The organism is Pseudomonas sp. 1121_17 (genome assembly GCF_052850745.1).
Genome location: NZ_VXCX01000008.1, coordinates 190,039 through 207,324, shown reverse-complemented (window position 1 = coordinate 207,324; position 17,286 = coordinate 190,039). Strand labels below are relative to the sequence as shown.

Genomic DNA, 17,286 nt, shown 5'->3' with positions numbered 1-17,286 from the left:
CTTGACTACACTCCTGACACCGCCGCCACGCTGCATGGCTGAAGGTCGGCAAAGGAGTGCCTGTGGGTACGCGTTCTGCCCTGCGCCAACGCGGCGCAATCGGCCTGATGGCGGCGATGACGCTCGGCCTGGCGTTGCTGTTTCTATTGTTGGTAGTCGACAGCGGCAGGCTCTATCTTGAGCAACGCAAGTTGCAGCGGATTGCCGACATGGCGGCGCTGGAAGCCGCCGGCCAATCCGCCGTGTGCACGGGCAGCGGCCCACAAGCCAGCGCCATTGCCCGCGCTGCAGCGACCCGCAACGGCCACTTGCCGGAGGATCCGCTGCAGGCGCTTTGTGGCTACCTGCAGACCGGCGCCAACAGCGTGCGCGCCTTTACCAGCAACAATGCCCGTGCCGAGGTGATCAAGGTTGATGTCAGCCATACGGTCACTACCAGCATTGCCGGCGGCGTGTTCGCGCTGGTGCGCAACGGCCAGCTGCCAGCCACCTCGACCTTGCGCGCCAGCGCCGTAGCGGCCAAGCCCCTCCCCGCCCAGGCCATGCTGCGCATTCGCACGACCCTGGTAAATCTCGATTCGCGCCAGTCGGAATTGCTCAATGGCCTGTTGAGTGCGCTTGGGAGTAGTACGCAACTCAGCCTCGTCGGCTGGCAGGGTATCGCCGACACAGACATCAACCTGCTCAAATACCTCGATCAGTTGGCCATCGACCTCAAGCTCAATGCCGGCGACTATCAGCAACTGCTCAACGCCGACGCCACCCTGAGCCAGTTACTCAACGCCGCCGCCAAGGTCTTGCAGCAAGGCGGCGCTGCAGCGGATGTAGTGACCAATCTGGGCAATCTGGCGGCCGGCAGCGCCAACGGTACCCTGCTCAATCTGGGCGAACTGCTGAACATTCAGAACGGCACCGCCCAAGCCGGCCTGGATGCGAACGTCCAGTTGCTGCAACTGGTGCAGGGGGTGATCCAGCTGGCCGCCAGGGACAGCGCGATAACCGCCGATCTGCCGCTCAGCGTGCTGGGGCTGCTCAACGGCCGCGTGCGCATCAAGGTGATCGAGCCGCAGCAGATCTCGGCAATCGGCGACCCGAGCAAGGATCAACTGGCTGTCCACACTGCACAGATCCGGGCACTGATCTCCCTTGACCTGCCCCTGCTGGGTGGCATCGCCGGGCTGCTCAATGCAGTGCTCGACCTGGCGGCGCCGTTGACCAATATCCTCAACAATCTGCTCAGCCTCAATCTGTCCGGCACGCTGCAATCGGTAGGCTGCGCGCTCGGGATACCGTGCAAGGTCAGCGACATCAAACTGCTCGAAGACAAGCTGCACATCGACATCGGCCTGGATGTGGCCGAGGCCAGCGCGATGCTCACGCCCACTGCGGCGGATGCGTTCAGTTGCTCACCCAAGAGCCTGAAAACAGCGTCGCGCAAATCAGCGATAAAAATCGCGGTCGGCAAATTCGATACCCCTGAGACCTTCTTCACCCAAGGCACCACAGCAGTCAAGGCGCTGCCGCTGATCGACATCGGTACCAACTATTGCAGCCGCCTGCTGATCCTGCCGCCCTCGTGCGGCACCCGGGTGCCGTATGCCGGTGGCGGCATCGGTGTGCGGGTCAACAGCAAAATCCTCGGCAGCGGCCCGCTGGACCTGCCGTTGTTGTTCAAAGCCAGCAGCGAACCGCCGAACATCGGCCTGCCGCCGGCGTATCTGCCGTTGGCGGACACCCTGGTGGTCGCCAGCCTCAGCGACACCCTGATGGGGATTCATCTGGAGGCCTACAAGCCCACCAGCAACAGCGGCCTGGGGGACATTCTGGTGCTGACCGCCGGCCTGCTCGACGGCGTCAAGCTGCTGCTGGAGCCGGTGATCAAAAGCCTGCTCAGCCCCCTCCTTGATCCGTTGGTCAACGCCCTGCTGAAGGTACTCGGGATCGACCTCAACAACGCGGCCGTAGGTGCCAACCTGACCTGCGCCGGGGGCCGCGCTCAGCTGATGCTGTGACATGGCAGGCGAATACAGAAACAGGCACCGTCGCCCTGGTTGCTCACCTGCAGGCTGCCGCCCATGGCGCTGACGATGCCATGACTGACCGACAGGCCAAGGCCGGTACCGACGCCGGCAGGCTTGGTGGTGAAGAACGGCTCAAAGATGCGCTCATGCAGCTGGGGATCGATGCCGCCGCCATTATCCTGCACCCACAGCACCACGCTGCCCGGCTCAAGGCTCTGGTGCAGGCTGATCGCCGCGTCGCGCCGCCCCAGCCCGAGCAATGCATCGCGGGCGTTGACCAGCAGGTTGATCAACACCTGTTCGAGCTGATCTTGATGGCCAAGCACTTGCGGCTGCTCATCTGGCACGCTGACCTGCACGCTCACGCCTTTGCCGCGCAGGCCTTCTTCGAGCAACGCCACCGCAGCCGTCACTGCGGCCCAGGCCGGGAACCACTCGCGCTCTACCTCCGAGCGCCGGCCGAACACGCGCATATGGTCAACCAGCCGCGCCACGCGATCGGTCTGCGCCTCGATTCGGCGCAGCTTCTCCAACAGATAGTCGGCCTCGGCCAGGCCGTTTTCCACTCGCTTGATGGTGTTGACGGTAGCCATCCGGATGACATTGAGCGGCTGATTGATCTCGTGCAGCAGGCCGGTCGCCAGTTCACCCAAGGTCGCCATCTTGGCCCCTTGCAGCAGTTGCTGCTGGCTGCGCCGCACTTCGGTGTTGTCGCGTCCGACGGCCTGGATTTCCAGCAATTGGCCGTGCTCGTCGAACAGGCCGCGGTCGGCCCAGATCCACCAGGCGTGCTCGCGGCCGGGCAGCTGCAGACAGATTTCGCTGCTGCTCAGCGGCTGCTCCGGGGTCAGCTGCCGCAGCCGCTCGACAAACGCTGCGCGCTGCGCCGGCGACAACCACTGCCCCAGATCCATCCCTGCCAGTTGCTCCGGCGTGCATTGCAGGTAGTCGGCCAGTGGCCGGTTGCCGAACATCAGGCTCAGGTCAGGCCGGTAGCGGCAGATCATCGCAGGCGAGTCTTCTACCAGCACCCGATAGCGCTCTTCGCTCTGGCGCACGCGCTCAGCCGCTTCGGTGGCCTCGCTGACATCCAGCCACAGGCCGACCACTTCCAGCGGCTGGCCGAGGTCATCACGCAGCAAGCGCGCTTCATCAAGAATCCAGTGATAACCGCCGCGGCTGTCGCGCAGGCGCACGCGGCAGCGGGCCTGGCCCTCGCGCAGCAGGTCGCGGGTGCGTTGCAACCACAGCGCATGATCATCCGGGTGCACGGCCAGGCCAGGCTGGCGCGCCTGCTCGCTGTCGGCCGCCCAGCCAAGCATGGGCTGCAAGCTGGCGCTGAAGAATTCACTGTGCAGCGCGCCGTCGCTGCAGCGCTGCACATAGATCACTGCCGGCGAGCTGGCGATCAGGTTTTCCAGCCGGGCCCGCGCGGCGCTGGTTTGCAGCTCCTGGGCCTTGAGCGCACTGACGTCGAGGATGAAGCCGCGCAACTGGCGGCCCTGCAATTGCCCTGCCCAATGCAACCACCGCGGTGCGTCAGTGCCCGGAAGGCGCAGGCTCACACTCAGCTCGCGGCCCGCCCAGGCTTGCTCAAGCGCCAACTGCACCGGTTCGCGGTCGGCCGGATGCAGCCGCGCCAACCATTGTTCCAGGCTCACTTGCGCAGGCAGCTCAAGGCTGGCGGCAAGGCCTGGATCGAGCTGCAGCGGGCCATGCAGCGACCACTCCCACCAACCCGCGCCCAACTGCTGCTGCAGCTGCTGCAGATGCCGCGCCTGATGCACACTGCGCGCGTGGTGCAGGTGGCCTAGCAGCGGTTGCAGCAGCGCCTGCATCAGGGCCTGTGCTGGCTCGCCGTGCAGCGGCATGGCGACACCGGCGCACAGCAGCCAGGCTTGCACCTGCGGCCCTTGCCGATAAGGCAGCAGGCATAGGCCGGGGTCGGCACACAGCGCCTGCAACTCGGCAGACGCAGGGCCATCGAGCAAGCCCTGCGCGGGCAACTGCGCCAACCACGGCTGCAAACGGCTGGGGTCAGGCCAGGGCCAGGTTGCGTCACTGCGGGCGTAGCTGCGCCACTGTTGATCGTCGCAGAGTAACAACTGCAGCGAGGCCGCTTGCCAGTACTCGGCCAGGCGCTGCAGTTGTTCGCTGACGGTTTGCTGCAGATGCGCTTCACTGCAGTCGCGCAGGGCACGGCTGATGTCGGCTGCAAGCTGCTGCTCGACCTGTTGCTGCTGCGTGCTGGCGTGTTCGTGCAGCAGGTCACCGATATCGAACAGCTGCAGCATCCAGCCCTCGCTCTGGCGCAGCAGCCAGCCGCGGGTGTGCAATGGCTGGCCAAGCACGCCATGAAAATCCAGGTCCAGTGGCTGCCCTTGCCAATCGGCCGGCGCCCCTTCGATCACCAGCCAGCTGCGCCGCTGCAGGTAATCGTGCAGTCGCCCAGCGCCCGGCGCGGGCAAAGCGAGCACGCTGCGCAGCGGGCCGGCCAGGCGCAATACCCGCGCTTGATCGTCCAGCCAGACCTGCAAGCCGATCGGCATCGCTGGGTGATAGTCTGCGGCCGGCTCGGCCGCCGTGCGCCAACGATCGAACAGGCCGCTCATAATTGCAGGCTCGCTTCGGCCTTGAGCCGCGCCGGCAGGCGCGGCACCTCGCCGATCAAGGGCAAGCGCAGCACCGGCACCAACGCGGTCAGGCGCTCACGGGGATAGTCGATGGTCACCGTCAGCAGCTTGTTCGCCGCCAGGCTGACCTGGGCATCGGTGGCCGAGCGAAAACCCAGCGCCGCCGGCATCCACGCCAGTTGCTGGTCGATGGCCTGACGGGCAACGTTTTGCACATCACTGGCATACGAGGCACTGGTGGGGTCGAGGGCTACACAGCGGCGTACCGCCTCGCTGCTGGCCTGATTGAACGATTGCAGCATGAGCATCGGTAGCGCATAGCTGACCAGCCCATAGAACACTGCAAAAAACACCATGAATACAGCGACAAATTCGATGGCTGCTGCGCCTTTTTGCCGTCCCGCCGGGCCTGCTTGCATGTTCGCGTCTACCCTGACTATGAAACCTGCCTCTGAGCATAGAAGTGTTCAACGAATAGGGATGGCGATTTGCCAATGCACAGCATAGTTGTCTTGATGTGGCTGGCCTTGTGTACTGAACAGGATGTCCGTGAACGGCAGATCTCCAACACGCTCACCCTGGGCGTGGCTGCCTGCGCCCTGGCCTGGCTGTTCGCCACCGGCCAGAGCTGGATCGGCGCCGATGCCAGTGAAGCCGGCTGGGCCCTGGCCATCGTCATGCTGTTGACCTTGCCCGGCTATATGCTCGGGCGCTTCGGCGCGGGCGACGTCAAGCTGATGGGCGCCCTGGCTCTGGCCACCAGTCATTACTACGTACTCGGCACCTTCATCGGCGCCGGCGTGGCTGTGTTGCTCTGGCTGCTGACGCGTCGGCGGTTGTGGAGCCTGCTCAACCCCAAAGTGAAAAAACGCCTGCAGACCCTCGCCGAACAGGTTGGCGACAAGCAGCCATTTGCCCCTTACGTGCTGGTCGGCTTCCTCTTGGCATCTGTATGGATCCAATAGCGCGACCTGCTGTCGCATAAGTTGTACAGGCTTTGTACATAATCACGAGGTCGGACTACTGTCCATAGCGTGAGCATGTCTGGCATGGGAGCGGCAAATGTTGAACAGGGAGTTGAGCGTGAGCAAATCGGTAAGCGAGGTGAAGGTGCTGGTAGTCGACGACCAGCCGGTAATCGTCGAAGAGCTGTGTGAGTTTCTCGAGAATCAAGGCTACACCTGTTTTGCCGCCCACTCGACGGCGGAGGCGCTGGAGCACTTTCAGGCCGACGATGGCATTGGCCTGGTCCTCAGCGACCTGCACATGCCGGAGCGCGATGGTATCGAGCTGATGCGCGCCCTGAAGGAGCTGGCCGGACGCCAGCGTATGTTCGAGGCAATCATGCTGACCGGCCGCGCCGACAAGCAGGACGTCATCCGCGCCCTGCGCGAAGGCTTTGCCGACTACTACCAGAAACCCATGGACCTCAACGAGCTGCTGGCCGGCGTGCGCCGGCAGGAACAGGCCCTGCTTGAGCGGCGGCGCAACTTCCGCGAGCTGGGCACCTTGAATGAGCGTCTGCAGTACCTGGCCGACTCGATCGATGACCTTTATCAGGACCTGGAAAAAGCCCGCGGCCAAGGCGTTCACCGCCGCGCCGGCGATGCACCAGAAGGCGAAAGCGAACTGCCAGCCGTGTTCGACAAGCTCTCGCCGCGCCAGCTTGAAGTGGCCAAGCTGGTTAGCAAGGGCAAGACCAATTACCAGATTGCCTGCGAGCTGGGCATCACCGAAAACACGGTAAAACTGTACGTGTCGCAGGCGCTGCGCCTGACCCACATGCACAACCGTACCCAACTGGCCCTGGCGCTGACGCCGCGGGCATCACCGCTGCATCAGCGCTTCACCACCCACTAGTTTTTCTCGGAGCTGACCTTCTCCCAGCGGAAGAAGTCCGGGATCTGATACTTGTAGCTGTCCAGCCAGCGCTGCATGGACTGGTCGCGTTCGCGAGCAGTCTGCTGCTGGGGCCTGCTCGACGCCTGCTGATTGCTCGACTGCACCCGCAGCAGTGCTTCGGTGGCAGTCTCGGCTGGCGGCGGATAGGTGGTTTCAGCCGCCAACGCGTCAATTGGGAAGGCGATGTAGGCAAGCAGGATCAACGATTTGAGCATGACGACTGTCTCCATATAGGCCGGTTGCCAGCGCCGCTGGCGTTGGCGATCAGCTGACTGGCGCCCGCGCAATGGCCTGCAATTGCTTGGCCCGCGCCTGGGCCTCGGCGAACTGCTGCGGCTTGAGGCGCAACCGGGCGACCAGATCAGCCGCCTGCTGCCAGTTGTCCTGCAGCAGCGACAAGGTCACCAGGTTGACTGCCGGCAGCTGGTTGTCGTCCTTGAGCTCCAGCGCCGTGAGAAACTCGAAGCGGGCCTGTTCATGCCGGCCCAGACTCATCAGCACCACGCCCAGGTCATTGCGCACCTTTTCATCGGTCGGTGCCAGGCGCACGGCACGCTGCAGGTTCTGCAGCGCCTGCACATCATCGCCGCGGGCCGAGGCCAACTGGCCCAGACCATGTTCGCCCTCGGCCGCCAGGCAGCCGCCGAGCAGGCTGTGGTACAACGGCTCGGCTTCGCTGCGACCAAGCAGGCGCGACACCTTGGCTTTGCGCAGGCGCACCTGGGCAAAGCTGTCAGGCAGCTCCTGCAGGTGCGCCAGGCTCGCGTGCGGGCGGCCTTCATTGAGCATTTCATCGGCAAGGTTGAGCGCCAGTTGCTGGTCAGCGTCCGGCTTGGCGCAACCGCCGCTGCCGAGCATCTGTGCCAAGCTGCCAGGCGCCTGTCCGGCGCAACCACTCAGGGCGAGCACGCCCAGCAGTACCATCAATCGCTTCATCAGCCCTCCCCTCACGAGCCCAATGCCCGTGCCAACGCAGTCAAACCCGGCCCCGCCAGCACGATCAGCAAGGCCGGGAACAGAAACACCATCATCACTGCCGACATCTTCGCCGACATCTTCGATACACGCTCTTGCAGGCGTGTCAGGCGCCGGTCATCGAGCAGGTTTTTCAGTGCCAGCAGTGACTTCAACGCACCGCTGCCCTGTACCAGCAGTTGGCGCAGAATCACGCAGGTGTCGCTGAACTCGTCGACAGCCAGCAGGTTGGCGGTTTTCTCCAGCTCGCCAGCCAAGGTCAGGCCGGAGTCGACCCGTTGCAGAATCAGGCGCAACTCTTCGCTGATCTGCCGCACCAGCGTGCGGCCTTCCTGGCTCAACACCCGTAGCGCCTGCTCGACGGTCAGCCCGGTCTCGAAGAGGATGCGCAGCAACGGGATCAGCAAGCTGATTTCATGGGCGATCCGCTGCTGACGACGCGCGGCGGCCACCGCCAGGAATCGCTTGGGCAGCAGATAACCCATGCCCAACGCGCACAGCGGCAGCACCAGCCAGTGGCCAGCCCAAACCCCGTCCACGCCATGCTGAAGCAGCAGCGCCAACACCACCGCCAGCAGCGGCAGACCCAGTTGCACCGCCGCAAACAGTGCGCGCTGGCGGCTGCGGCGCCAGCCCAGGCGATCGAGCAAGGTCTGGGTTTCGCCATCGAGCTTTTGCAGGCGCCGGCCCAGGCCAGTGCTACCCAGCCATTGCAGCCAGTCACCAAAACGCTCTTGCCGTGCCAACTGGCCCTGCAAGCGCCGGGCAATCAGCAAGCGCGTGCGCAGCCGGCGCAGCAACTGCGCAGCCAGCAGCCCGCAGCCGGCCAACAGGCACAGCGCGCACAGCAGCCAGGCCGCGCTCACAGGCTCCTCATCATGCGCCACAACACCAGGCAGCCGAGCAACTGCAGGGCAAATGCCAGCAACAACAGCATCTGGCCCTGACTGTCGCGCCACATGCCCAGCAGGTAACTGGGATTACCGACCAAGAAATAGCCGACCATGGTCAGCGGCAGCGCGCCGAGAATGCATGCGGTCACGCGGGTTTCGCCGGTCATTGCCTTGAGCTGGCGTGCACCCTGCTCACGCTCGCGAATCAACTTGATCAGGTTTTCCATCAGCTCGCTGGCATTGCCGCCGTACTGCTGATTGATGCGCAGGCCCATGGCAAACAGGCGCAGCTCGGCCTGGTCGTACAGCTCGGCCAGCTCGCTCACGGCAACGTCCAGGCTCACCCCCAGGCGCACATTGCGGCGTACCCGCTGCATGGCCGACTGCAACGGCTCGCGCGTACCATCGATACCGCCGAGCACAGCGTCATTGAGCGTGCGGCCGGCCTTCAGGCTGCGCACGCTGTAGTCGAGCAGGCCGGGCAGTTGCTCGATGATCAAACGCACCCGGCGCCGATAACGCCAGCTCAGGTACAGCCGACCCAGCACAGGCACACTCAGCGCAAGCATCAGTGCCGCCGTCCAGCCCGCTGCCAGTTGCGCGACGATCACCCCGGCCAGCCAGCCCAGCAGCCACGGCTTGGGGTTGAACTGCGCGGTGTCGAAACCTGCGCGTTGCAGCAGCGGATCAAACCAGTCGCGGCGGGCCTTGCCGCTGCGCACAAGGCTAAAAGCGCGGCCCAGGCGCAGCAACGTGCGCTCTTCGCCGCGCTTGTACAGGCCCTGGCGCAACAGCAGCAGTGCCACCCCCAGCAGCAGGGGCGACAGGGCCAGCAGCAGCGCCCCGCTCACAGCACACCGTCGTTGCGCAGCTTGGCCCCGGCGGGGTTCGGCGCATCGCGCAAGAACACATCGCCGCCGCGCCGCTCGAGGCGGAACAGGGTGTTGGTGACGTAGACGTCGTCGCGCACCCCGACCACTTCCAGCACCTCGCTGACACAGCGCCGGCCATCGGCCAGGCGGGTCAGCTGGATGACCACGTCGAGCGCGGCGCAGATCATCTGGCGCAGGGTCTTCTCGGCAATCTGCCGACCACTCAGGCCGACCAGCGTCTCCAGCCGCAGCAAGGCGTCCTGGGCGGTGTTGGCGTGCACCGTGCTCATCGAGCCGTCATGCCCGGTGTTCATCGCGGTCAGCACGTCGAGCACTTCGCCGCCCCGGATCTCGCCAAGCAGGATGCGGTCCGGGCGCATGCGCAGGGCGTTGCGGATCAGCTCGCTGGACTTGATCTCGCCATGCCCTTCGACATTCGGCGGGCGCGTCTCCAGGCGCACCACATGGGGGTGATGCAATTGCAGTTCGGCCACATCCTCGATGGTCACCAGACGCTCCTGCGGGGCGATCATCTGGCTGAGGATATTCAGCAGGGTGGTCTTGCCGGTACCGGTACCGCCGCTGACGAGGATATTGCAGCGCCGGCCCACCGCCCGTTCGAGGAAGTCGAAGATGGCCTGGTCAATGGCCCGAGTGGCAAGCAGGTCGGCGCCCTTGAGCATGTCGCTGCGAAACTTGCGAATCGACAGGCACGGCCCGTCCAACGCCACCGGCGGGATAATCGCGTTGACCCGACTGCCATCCGGCAGGCGCGCATCAACCATTGGCGATGATTCATCCAGGCGCCGCCCGAGTGGCGCAAGAATGCGCTGCATGACCCGCTCGACATGCTGCGCATCGATGAAGCGCAGGTCGGTCAATTGCAGCAAACCGGCGCGTTCGACAAATACCCGGTGCGGCCCGTTGACCAGAATTTCGGTCACGCTGGGGTCGCGCAGCAGCACCTCCAGCGGGCCATATCCGGTCAGCTCATCGACCAGTTCCTCGGCCATGCGCTCCATTTCATAACGCGAAAGGGCCAGGCGCAGGCGCGCGACATAGTCGCCGACCTGCTCGTAGACGAACTGGGTCAGCGCCGGTCGGGCGCCTTCGAGCAGGCTGCGGCCGCTGTCTTCGATGCTGTCGATCACATGCCGGTGCAGTGCGCGCTTGAGCGCCTGCGGTTCAGCTGCAGCATGGCGTGGCCCGCCGAACAGTTCGTCGCTGCTCATTTGCTCCACCACAGGCGGCGCAGCCAGGTCAGGGACGGTCGCTCAAGGCTCTCGGAGCGATGCGCCAGGCGCTCGCCAAGGCTGTGCAAGGCTTGCGTGAGGGCCTCGCGCGGGGCCAGCTCGAACAGGCTCAAGCCCTGATTCTTGGCATTCAGGCGCAGCTCCGGGCTGTACGGCAGTGCCTTGAGCAGCGGCAAGCCATAGCGCTTGGCCAGGGCATCGGCATCCGGCGCCAGGTTGCGCAGGTAGCAGTCGACCAGCAGGCTGGCGTGCTCCAGCTTGATGCCGCGGTCGCGCCATTGATCGAGCACTTCCAGGTTGCGCCGGCAGTCGAGGATGTTCTGGTCGGTATACACGATCAGCTTGTCGCAGTGGCTGATGATGGTGCGCAGGGCTTCGCTGTCGGCCTGCCCGGTCAGGTTGACGACGATATGCTGAAAGTGCTGGCGCAAGGCGCTGAGCAGCATGTACAGCTCGGCGGCGCTGGTATTGCGCAAGGGCTCGTCGGTGTCGGCGTAGGCCAGAATGCGCAGACCGCTGTTGTCACGGCTAAACGCGCTGTCGATCAATGAGGTGTCGAGGCGCCGCAGGTGGCGCAAGGCGTCGCCAAAAAAGAACGAGGCTTCCAGCCCGAGCAGCGCCAGGCTGTCGCCACGCGGCAGGCCCAGGTCGAGCAGCAGGGTCTGCTGGCCGCTGTCTTGTACTACCCGCGCCAGATGGGTGGTGAGCAAGGCACCGTCCGCTCCACGCTGAGCACCATAGAGCACAGTGAGGCCGCCCAGGCTGGGGTTGCTGGACACCGCCGGCAGACGTTTGCCGAGGCGCCGCACCAGCCCGGCAACTTCACTCGAGCGCGAGCCGTAGGCAACGAAGTCACGCGCCCCGGCGCGCATGGCGTGCAACACCAGCTGGTTGTCCATGCCGTCGCCAAGGGCAACGATGGCCAGCATCGGCTTGGCCTCGAGTACGCCTTCGATCAGCGCGCACTGGTTGACCAACTGCTCACGGTCCAGGCCGATGAACACCAGGTTGCTGAAGGTCACGTCGACCAGTGCCAGCAGTTCATCGAGGCTGCCGCCGCTGGCGCCGATGACCTGGCCGAGCGGTGCCAAGGCGCCCTGCAACCAGTGCAGGTCTTCTTCATTGCGGGTGATCGCCAGGTAGGTCTGGTTGAGGCTGTCAGTCATCGTGATAACCCGCTACGGCCGTCGAAGTTGCCGTTTTCCATGAAAAACAAGCGGCCCCAGCTGGGGTCGTAACTGCGCAGACTTTCGCCGGGCAGCTCCGGCAGCCGGGCGTTGGCGGCCAGGGGCTGGACCAGATGGGGGGTGACGATCATCAGCAGTTCGGTCTCTTCACGCACCAGTGCCGACTGACGAAAGAACGCACCAAGCACAGGCAGGTTGCCGAGCCCTGGCAGCTTGTCTACAGAGGAGCGGGTATTACTGCTGACCAGCCCGCTGATGATGAAGCTCTCGCCATCGGCCAGCGAAATGCTGGTGTCGGTACGCCGCACACTCAGCCCGGGCACCAAGGTACCAGCGATATTCACGGCATTGTTGTAGTCCAGCTCGCTGACCTCGGGTGCCACTTTGAGGGTGATGCGATCACGGCTGACCACCGTCGGCGTCAGCGCCAGACGCACGCCGAACTCCTTGTACTCGATCGACACGTTGTCGCTGCCGGCGCTCGGCACCGGGATAGGGATTTCGCCACCGGCGAGAAAACTTGCAGTCAGGCCGCTGAGCACGGTCAGGCTGGGACGGGCCAGGGTATAGGCGAACCCGCTGTTTTCCAGCGCACTGATGGCTGCCAGAAAGCGGCTGCTGCCGCCACCCCAGACGATGTTGAAGACATTGTCGTTGAGCGGGATCAGCGGCCGCGCCACCGGCACGTTGCCCGGCGAGACATTGACGCCCGGCACACTGCCTGGCGAGCCGATCAGGCTGTTGTTCGATCCACTGAAGAACAACCGCGCACCGGCTTCCTTGTATTTGCTGCGGTGCACTTCGACAAAGCGGATGTCGGCCTGTACCTGGATCGGCAGTTGCTCATCCTGCGAGGGCAGCGCCATGTCCACCGAGGCACTGCCTTTGACGAACAACATCGCTCGGTGCGGCGTCGCCGCGCAGGCAGTCCACAGCATCAGGCTGGTGCTGCCAGGCGCCAGCGCCGTCAGCAATACCGCGCGCGGGCCGCTGGCCTGCACGTCGGCCACCTTGGGTTCGCCGACGGCCACCCGGCTGATGGCCAGCGGCAGACGCAGCTCCTGCTGCAGGCCTTGGTCCATCTCGATCACCGAGGGCAACTCGGCCACCGCGGCACAGCCTTTGTCAGCCGCTTGTGCACAAGGCGCGGCGCCGAGCAGCGTCAACGCCAGGCACAACGGAGTGAATAACCGCGAGGAACTACGCATGGCTGCATCCTTGCTGGGTCAGGGGGTGTCTGCTGGCGCTTGGTTGTGGGCACCACGAATAATCTGCATGCCGGCCACAGCGCCGCTGGGCGCGGCCTTGGCTGGCGGCACCTGCGACAACTGACTGAACCGGAACAGCTCGCGGTTGGCGCTTTGCAACTGTGACTCGGCCTGGCGCTCGGCCCAGTAGCCGGCCAGCAGCTGCTCATCGGCACTGCGCACTGCCAGGCGCAAGGTGCCGGCCTGGGCGGCGAGCATCAGCCGACTGGCCAGCGCCTCGGGCACGGCCAGGGCCACGGTGCGCGTGCCACCCGTGCCCAGCGCATCGCGCCGCGCCTGCTGCTCATCGGCGCTTTGCGCAGGTCGGCCGTCATTGGCCAGGCCGGTCTGGTCACCGACGCTGAGCACCCGCAGCGCGGGCAGCACGACTTGCGCCGACGCCTGTGGGTTGTTGTTTTCTTCGCGCAGAAACAGCAGCACATCGACATAATCGCCCGGGCGCAACTGCCCTGCCGCGCCGATCACATCGTCTACCGCCAACGCGACGGCGCGCTCATGTCGACGGATCATCCGCGCCAGCGGGCCACCGCTCTGAAAGCTTTGTTCATCCAGCCACAAGCCCTGCGGCAAGGGTCGCGCGCTGCTGCGCCCGAGCACTTGGTCGAGCTGGCTGAAGGCGCCAGCAGGGACTACCTGCAAACGCTCGATCAGCACATCTTCAGCGCTGAGTGGGGTGTTGGCCGGGACCTGCCGAGCCATGATCACGATGGGGAAACGCGTAGGCTCCGGCACGGCCACGGGCGCCGGAGCAGCAACTGGCGGCGCACTGGTCTCGACCACCGGCGGTGCGGCGACAGGCTCGGCCGGGCGGCTCAGCATCAGCCCCCAATAGCCGGCGAGCAGTGCTGCCAGCAGGAACAGACCGGCGAGGATCATGGTCAAGCGACTGCTCATTAACGCTCCCCTGTCCCTGGAAAACCATGATGGCCAAAAGTAACTATTTCGCTATTGCACGGTAGCGCAGAGCAGCTATTTCGCCATGAATGCGGGGGGAAATTTGCAGCCGACAAATTGACGCTGAACAAAAACAGGGATTTAGCGCAGCTGTTCAAACCTAATACTTTGTAGTTAACGCCTTCTTACATTTGCAGGTCTGCACAGTTTGACGATGCTCTAATGGCAAAGGGGTATCACTACACGCCGCGCCGCCACCGGCGCCCACCGCGCAAGGAGATGTGCCATGTTGCTGTTGAAGATCTATACCCGCTGCAAAACCTTTATCGAACGCAAGGACGGCGCCTCGGGTATCGAGTACGCAGTGATCGCGGCGATGGTGGCCGTAGCGCTGGCGGCGTTCGTCACGCCGATATCGACCCAGGTAACGGCGTTGATGACGACCATCCAGACTGCGATTACCCGTTGAGTGGCCCAACCCTCAATTCTGCTGCGCACTCTCAAGCGACCAGGAGCGTTCCATGCTGACTTCTTCCTTGCGTCAACAGATTCTTCTGGTCGACGATGAGGAAGAGGCCCTGCTGGAGCTGGCCGAGTTGCTCGAGAACGAGGGGTTCACCTGCCATACCGCCAATTCGGTCAAGGCCGCGCTGGTGCTGCTCACCCAGCACCCGGACATGGCCCTGGTGATCACCGACCTGCGCATGCCCGAGGAGAACGGCATCGCCTTGATCAAACGCCTGCGCGATCACACGGCCCGCCAGCACCTGCCGGTGATCGTGATGTCCGGGCATGCCGATATGGACGATGTCAGCGACCTGCTGCGCCTGCATGTGCTGGACCTGTTCCGCAAGCCGATCTATCACGCCCGCCTGCTGGAAACCCTGGATAACCTGTTCCCCAAGCCACGCATGCAGTCGGTCGGCTAGCGCCGCGACCGATATACCTTCGATGACCCGTACGGCACGCTGATCAGCCCTCAGCCACCGGCATCCACCTGAAACTCCACCCGCGCCGTCTCGCCGCTTTCATCGAGCACGCTCAGTTCGACCCGCCCGACCTGCTCAAAGCGCACCAGCAGGCTGTCCTGACCGGAAGTTTCGCCAAGCGGCTGGCCGTTGCGGAACCACCAGCGTTGGCCACCACCGCCCAGCGCCGAGACATAGAATTGCAACGGCTCGCTGCTAGTCCTTGGGCGGCGCAGGTTATCGCCGTTGCGCACCCCGACGATCGACAGCGGCGGCGCGCTGGCGGGCACCTGCGGCGGGCAGCTCTGGTCAATTGTCGGCAGCCGGGCGGCACGCCGTTCGACCCGCGCCAGCCAAGGTTCCAGTGGCGCTGGCCAGAGCGCGATCTGTTGCGCCGTGGCACCTGGGCAACTGGCATCCACGCGCAACCCCTGCGGGTTGACCCAGACCGTGTCGCGCAGGCCCAGGCCGAGCGGCTGGTCTGCCGCCTGCAAGGTCGGCGGCGTGGTGCCGTCGAGGGTCCAGGCGAAGCGCTGGCGCCGGCAGTTGGCGTCCTGGCGCGGCATGGGCTGGCCGAGCGGCCAGCAGATCGCGGCCACCCCGACCGACGCCGGCACCTGCTCCACCGGTGGGCGAATACCGCGCTGGCTGTCGCGGTTGCTCAGCAGGTCGTGCACTTGCAGCATCAGCGGCGCCGCCGAGGCCAGGCCGAACTGGCCAGGCACCGGAGTGCCATCCGGGCGGCCGATCCACACCCCGATCAGGTAGCGCGGGCCGACCCCGACCGACCAGGCATCCCGAAAGCCATAGCTGGTGCCGGTCTTCCAGGCCAGTTGCGGGCGCTGCACCAGTTCGGCGTGAGGATCGCGGTCGGGCCGTGCCTGGCCGCTGAGAATCCGCCGGATGATCCACGCCGCACCGGGCGACAACAGCCGCCGTTCGAGCAGCGGATCCTGTGGCTGCAGGCGCACCTGGGCACTCTGCCCGGCACGGGCCAGGGCTGCATAACCGCCGACCAGATCTTCCAGCCGGCTGCCGGCGCCACCGAGGATCAGCGACAGGTTGGGCTCGGCCAGTGGCGGCAGTATCAACGGCATACCGCCCATGCGCATCTGCGCGGCAAAGCGTTTGGGGCCGTAGGCTTCGAGCAGTTGCACGGCGGGCAGGTTGAGCGACAACGCCAGCGCCGAGCTGGCTGACACCGGGCCGCTGAAACCCATCGAGAAGTTGCCCGGCCTGTAGTCGCCATAGCGCCGCGGCACATCCTGCAGAAGGGATTCGGAATGGATCAGGCCGTCGTCCAGGGCCATGCCATACAGGAACGGTTTCAGGGTCGAGCCGGGCGAGCGCAGGGCGTGCACCATATCGACATGACCAAAGCGGCGGGCATCGCCGATGTCGATCGAGCCGATGTAGGCGCGGGTGGCCATGGTTTGTGTCTCGACCACCAGGATCGCCGCCGAGGTGCGCTCGGGCAGCCGTGCGCGCCAGCCCAGCAGCAAGTCTTCGAGCCGGCGCTGCAGCGAGGCATCCAGGGTGGTGCGGATCAGCGGCGGGCTGTTCGCCGTGTTCAGCCTCCGAGCCAGCAGCGGCGCCAGTGCCGGCTCCTGGCGCGGGGCGAGCAGCAGCGGCTCCTCACGGGCCTCGGCGACTTGCTGGGCTGACCATACCTGGTACTCGCCAAGGCGCTGCAAGACCTTGTCGCGGGCCTGCTGCGCACGCTGCGGATGACGGTCCGGGCGCAGCCGGCTGGGGGCCTGGGGCAGCACCGCAAGCAAGGCCGCTTCGGCTGGGGTGAGCTGTTTTGGCGACTTGCCCAGATAAGCCCAACTGGCCGCCGCCACGCCTTGCAGGGTGCCGCCAAAGGGCGCACGGTTCAGGTAGATCTGCAGGATCTGCTGCTTCGACAGGTGCCATTCCAGCTGTAAGGTGCGCCACAGTTGCCGCGACTTGCCGGCCAGGGTCCGCTCATGCGGATCGAGCAGGCGCGCTACCTGCATCGACAGGGTGCTGCCGCCGGACACCACGCGGCCGCCGCTAAGGTTGAGCCAGGCAGCCCGCGCCAGGGCCAGCGGGTTGACCCCGGGATGGCTATAGAACCAGCGGTCCTCGTAGGTCAGCAGCGCTTGCAGGTACAGCGGCGACACTTCATCGGGGCTGACCGGATAACGCCATACGCCATCGGCATCGGCAAAGCGCCAGAGCGGCGTACCGTCCTCGGCCAGGACTACCCGGGCAAGGTCGTCGGCCGGCATCGGCAGCGGCCAAATGCGATCGGCCAGCCACAGCAGGCCGACCAGCAGCAGTGCACTGGCAATACTGGTTTGCAATACACGCAACGCACGAGGGCGCGGGCGTATTAAGCTTGGCATGGGGAACCGACCTGGCCAGGTAATGGCCAAAGCCTTGGAATGATCATC

The 17,286-nt window shown here is 65.1% G+C and carries 16 protein-coding genes; 5 read left to right on the top strand and 11 right to left on the bottom strand.

Annotated elements, in window-relative coordinates; translation table 11 throughout:
- The first annotated feature begins 62 nt into the window (after positions 1 to 62).
- A complete protein-coding gene (locus FW789_RS16370) occupies positions 63 to 2,012 on the top strand; it encodes a pilus assembly protein TadG-related protein (RefSeq protein WP_446431759.1) in 1,950 nt (649 codons plus the stop codon).
- Here the strand turns inward: FW789_RS16370 and FW789_RS16365 are convergent.
- Entirely contained in the window at positions 1,997 to 4,633 is a 2,637-nt protein-coding gene (locus FW789_RS16365) for an ATP-binding protein (protein WP_446431758.1), read from the bottom strand. The genes FW789_RS16370 and FW789_RS16365 overlap by 16 nt on opposite strands.
- Positions 4,630 to 5,073, bottom strand: coding sequence for a TadE/TadG family type IV pilus assembly protein (locus tag FW789_RS16360; protein WP_103435925.1), 444 nt, complete (start codon positions 5,071 to 5,073; stop codon positions 4,630 to 4,632). The genes FW789_RS16365 and FW789_RS16360 overlap by 4 nt, the downstream gene beginning before the upstream one ends.
- Before the next feature lie 75 nt (positions 5,074 to 5,148).
- Here FW789_RS16360 and FW789_RS16355 point away from each other — a divergent pair, with 75 nt between their 5' ends.
- Together FW789_RS16355 and FW789_RS16350 are read left to right on the top strand one after the other, a co-directional pair.
- Positions 5,149 to 5,619, top strand: coding sequence for an A24 family peptidase (locus FW789_RS16355; RefSeq protein ID WP_103435924.1), 471 nt, complete (start codon positions 5,149 to 5,151; stop codon positions 5,617 to 5,619).
- A gap of 97 nt (positions 5,620 to 5,716) precedes the next feature.
- Positions 5,717 to 6,514 carry a response regulator transcription factor gene (locus FW789_RS16350; RefSeq protein ID WP_186700567.1) on the top strand — a complete coding sequence of 266 codons (798 nt, stop codon included), beginning with the start codon at positions 5,717 to 5,719 and terminating at the stop codon, positions 6,512 to 6,514.
- Here the strand turns inward: FW789_RS16350 and FW789_RS16345 are convergent.
- Genes FW789_RS16345 through cpaB form a run of 8 tightly spaced genes read right to left on the bottom strand, consistent with a single transcriptional unit; the run spans position 6,511 to position 13,898 of the window.
- Entirely contained in the window at positions 6,511 to 6,771 is a 261-nt protein-coding gene (locus FW789_RS16345) for a DUF3613 domain-containing protein (RefSeq protein WP_446431757.1), read from the bottom strand. The two genes, FW789_RS16350 and FW789_RS16345, sit on opposite strands and share 4 nt — an antisense overlap.
- A 49-nt stretch (positions 6,772 to 6,820) precedes the next feature.
- The gene (locus FW789_RS16340) at positions 6,821 to 7,492 is read right to left on the bottom strand and encodes a tetratricopeptide repeat protein (RefSeq protein ID WP_186700568.1); all 672 of its coding nucleotides are present in this window, start codon (positions 7,490 to 7,492) and stop codon (positions 6,821 to 6,823) included.
- A gap of 11 nt (positions 7,493 to 7,503) precedes the next feature.
- Positions 7,504 to 8,397, bottom strand: a complete 894-nt coding sequence (locus FW789_RS16335) for a type II secretion system F family protein (RefSeq protein ID WP_446431756.1) — start codon at positions 8,395 to 8,397, stop codon at positions 7,504 to 7,506.
- Positions 8,394 to 9,275, bottom strand: coding sequence for a type II secretion system F family protein (locus FW789_RS16330; RefSeq protein ID WP_103435921.1), 882 nt, complete (start codon positions 9,273 to 9,275; stop codon positions 8,394 to 8,396). The genes FW789_RS16335 and FW789_RS16330 overlap by 4 nt, the downstream gene beginning before the upstream one ends.
- Positions 9,272 to 10,528 (bottom strand): CpaF family protein, encoded by a 1,257-nt coding sequence (locus FW789_RS16325; RefSeq protein WP_446431755.1) that lies wholly within the window; start codon positions 10,526 to 10,528, stop codon positions 9,272 to 9,274. The genes FW789_RS16330 and FW789_RS16325 overlap by 4 nt, the downstream gene beginning before the upstream one ends.
- On the bottom strand, positions 10,525 to 11,715 hold the full coding sequence (locus FW789_RS16320; RefSeq protein ID WP_103435919.1) for a pilus assembly protein: 1,191 nt from the start codon (positions 11,713 to 11,715) through the stop codon (positions 10,525 to 10,527). Before FW789_RS16320 ends, FW789_RS16325 begins: the two co-directional genes overlap by 4 nt.
- Positions 11,712 to 12,944 (bottom strand): type II and III secretion system protein family protein, encoded by a 1,233-nt coding sequence (locus tag FW789_RS16315; RefSeq protein ID WP_188035263.1) that lies wholly within the window; start codon positions 12,942 to 12,944, stop codon positions 11,712 to 11,714. Before FW789_RS16315 ends, FW789_RS16320 begins: the two co-directional genes overlap by 4 nt.
- Before the next feature lie 18 nt (positions 12,945 to 12,962).
- Positions 12,963 to 13,898, bottom strand: coding sequence for a Flp pilus assembly protein CpaB (cpaB, locus tag FW789_RS16310; protein WP_446431754.1), 936 nt, complete (start codon positions 13,896 to 13,898; stop codon positions 12,963 to 12,965).
- 286 nt (positions 13,899 to 14,184) lie between these two features.
- Between cpaB and FW789_RS16305 the strand changes: the two genes are divergently transcribed.
- Both FW789_RS16305 and FW789_RS16300 read left to right on the top strand, forming a co-directional pair.
- Entirely contained in the window at positions 14,185 to 14,367 is a 183-nt protein-coding gene (locus tag FW789_RS16305; RefSeq protein WP_340612787.1) for a Flp family type IVb pilin, read from the top strand.
- 52 nt (positions 14,368 to 14,419) lie between these two features.
- On the top strand, positions 14,420 to 14,827 hold the full coding sequence (locus FW789_RS16300; protein ID WP_101316108.1) for a response regulator: 408 nt from the start codon (positions 14,420 to 14,422) through the stop codon (positions 14,825 to 14,827).
- 50 nt (positions 14,828 to 14,877) lie between these two features.
- On the opposite strand, the gene pbpC is transcribed toward FW789_RS16300, so the two are convergent.
- Positions 14,878 to 17,238, bottom strand: coding sequence for a peptidoglycan glycosyltransferase PbpC (gene pbpC, locus FW789_RS16295; RefSeq protein ID WP_446431753.1), 2,361 nt, complete (start codon positions 17,236 to 17,238; stop codon positions 14,878 to 14,880).
- Positions 17,239 to 17,286: the final 48 nt, after the last annotated feature.